This is a genomic window from Amycolatopsis sp. SID8362 (assembly GCF_010550475.1).
Lineage (GTDB): Bacteria > Actinomycetota > Actinomycetes > Mycobacteriales > Pseudonocardiaceae > Amycolatopsis > Amycolatopsis eburnea.
On sequence record NZ_JAAGNB010000471.1, the window covers coordinates 1 to 1,357 of the forward strand.

Annotated in this window: 2 protein-coding genes; both read left to right on the top strand. The window is 76.7% G+C overall.

Annotated features, from left to right (window positions below):
• A partial coding sequence (locus G3I65_RS14640) for a winged helix-turn-helix domain-containing protein (RefSeq protein WP_160696597.1) occupies positions 1-338 on the top strand: 338 nt, incomplete at its 5' end.
• Between the two features lie 2 nt (positions 339-340).
• On the top strand, positions 341-1,357 hold a 1,017-nt coding region (locus G3I65_RS14645; protein ID WP_160696598.1), incomplete at its 3' end, for a histidine kinase dimerization/phospho-acceptor domain-containing protein.

Here is a 1,357-nt window from a genome sequence, read left to right on the forward strand (position 1 = left end):
CCCGGCCGCCGGTGACCGTCGGCGGGCTGACCGTCGACATCGCCGGCCGCCGCGCCACCCTGCACGGCCGTGAGGTCGTGCTGCGCGCGAAGGAGTTCGACCTGCTGGCACGGCTGGCCGAGCAGCCCGGCGTCGCGGTCAGCCGCGAGACGCTGATGGCCGAGGTCTGGGACGCGCACTGGTACGGCTCGACCAAGACCCTCGACGTGCACATCGCGGCGGTGCGCCGCAAGCTCGCGTCGGTCGCCGGCCCCGACGCGGAGGTGCCCCGGATCGCCACCCTGCGCGGCCACGGCTACCGCTTGGAGGACCCGGCCCGGTCCGCGGCCGAAGGCTAGCCGTGCGCCGCCGGATCACCACGCTGACGGTGCTGGCCGCGCTCGTCGCGACCGTGCTGTTCGCGCTGCCGCTGGGCATCGCCGTGTGGCAGTACTACCACGACGACGCGACGGGCGACCTGGAGCGGGCCGCGGACGCCACCGCGCTCGCCGTGTCGGAAGACCTGAGTGCCGGGCGGCGGCCGGTCGTGCCCCCGCTCGACGAGGCGGACGACGAAGCCGGGGGCGAGGTCGGGGTCTACGCCCCGGACGGGCGGCTGCTCGCCGGGAAGGGGCCCGCCGTAGCCGGCCCGGTCGAGCGGCAGGCGGCCAAGGCCGTGGTGGACGTCGTGGTCGGCCGCGAAGGCGACGAGATGGCCCTGGCGGTGCCGGTGATCAGCGGGTCCCGGGTGACCGGCGTGGTCCGCGCCGCGCTGCCGCTGTCCGAGCTGCGGCTGCAGATCGTGCTGACCTGGGTCGCCATGGCCGGGCTCGCGGTCGCCACGACCGGGGTGAGCTGGCTGATGGCCCGGCGGGCCACCAAGCGGCTGGTGCGTCCCCTGGAGGAGCTCGCCGCCGCGGCCGAACGGCTCGGCGACGGCGACTTCACCGCCCGCTCACCGCGCGCGGGCATCGCCGAGATCGACCAGGTCGGCGAGGCGCTCGGCACCACGGCCGCCCGGATCGGCGAAACGCTCGAGCGCGAGCGGGCGTTCTCGGCGGAGGCGTCGCACCAGCTGCGGACCCCGCTGACCGGGCTGCGCCTGCAGCTCGAAGCCGCGCTGGAAACGCCGTCGGCGGACCCGTACGCGGCGATCCGCGCCGGCATCGCATCGACCGACCGGCTGGAACGCACCATCGAGGACCTCCTGGCACTCGGCCGGGAACGCCGAGCCCCGCGCGCGGAGCTCGACCTCGACGCGCTCCTCGACGAAGTCCGCCAGGCCGGCGAGGCCCTGCTCGCCCCACACGGCCGGACGCTGCGGATCACCCGCGAGGACCCGCCGCCGGCCCGGGTGGCGGCCGCGGCGGTCCGCCAG